The organism is Streptomyces sp. NRRL B-24572 (genome assembly GCF_002156145.1).
Lineage (GTDB): Bacteria > Actinomycetota > Actinomycetes > Streptomycetales > Streptomycetaceae > Streptomyces > Streptomyces vietnamensis.
Genome location: NZ_MWIG01001198.1, coordinates 1 through 548 on the forward strand (window position 1 = coordinate 1; position 548 = coordinate 548).

1 pseudogene is annotated in these 548 nt (G+C 76.8%); it reads left to right on the top strand.

What is annotated here, in order from left to right:
* Positions 1-548: pseudogene (locus CCN56_RS41270) on the top strand (molecular chaperone Hsp90); the annotation flags it as partial.

Here is a 548-nt window from a genome sequence, read left to right on the forward strand (position 1 = left end):
GGACCGGGCGGACCGGGCGGCCACGGCGCCGTCGGCCGTTTCGGCGTCGGTTTCGCCGCCGTCCTCGCCGTCTCCGACGAGCCCGCCGTCCTGGGCCGGCACGGCGGCGTCCGCTGGTCCCTGGCCGAGGCGCGCGAGCTGGCCGCCGAGGCCGCCCGGTACAGCCCGGGCCTCGGCGACGAACTGCGCCGCCGTGACGGCCACGTACCGCTCCTGCGCCTTCCGCTGCCCGCCGAGGGCACCGCGCCCGACGGATACGACACCGTCGTCGTCCTCCCGCTGCGGGACGCCGCCGCCGAGGACCTGGCCGAGCGGCTCCTCGCCTCCGTGGACGACGCCCTGCTCCTCACTCTTCCGGGTATCGCCGAGATCGTCGTGGAGACGGCGGAGGGCGTACGGACCCTCCGCCGTTCCGAGGACGAGGGATACGTCCGCATCGACGACTCCGGCGACAGCGCCACCGGCACCCACCGCTGGCGGACCGTCACCCACGGCGGCCCCCTCGACCCCGCCCTCCTGAAGGACCGCCCGGTCGAGGAGCGCCTCCG